Source organism: Arachnia propionica (assembly GCF_003932785.1).
Classification (GTDB): Bacteria; Actinomycetota; Actinomycetes; order Propionibacteriales; family Propionibacteriaceae; genus Arachnia; species Arachnia propionica_B.
Map to the genome: position 1 here is coordinate 1 of NZ_RQYT01000167.1, position 339 is coordinate 339.

Below are 339 nucleotides of genomic sequence, written 5' to 3' on the forward strand. Positions count from 1 at the left end.
CCGAGGGTCAGACGGTGACCGTCGTGGTGAAGGCCACGGCGAAGCCGGGGTACAAGATCGATGAGACGAAGCTGCCTGAGGGTTGGTCGGTCGTGAACGGTGAGGTTGTGTTCACCTGGACCGGTGAGGCCGCTCCGTGCACGAAGACCGTGGTTCCGGTTGCCCCGACGGTGACCCCGGGTGTCTGCCTGCCCGGTTCGGAGGTTCCCACCGATCCGACCGTGACCATCCCGGAGACCGAGGGTGTTGAGTACGGCCAGCCCGTGATCAAGACCGAGGGTCAGACGGTGACCGTCGTGGTGAAGGCCACGGCGAAGCCGGGGTACAAGATCGATGAGA

General features: G+C 64.9%; 1 protein-coding gene. It reads left to right on the forward strand.

Annotation, left to right across the window (positions count from 1 at the left end):
* Positions 1-14 precede the first annotated feature (14 nt).
* The coding region (locus EII35_RS15680) for a hypothetical protein (protein WP_221739820.1) at positions 15-339 on the forward strand (325 nt) is incomplete at its 3' end.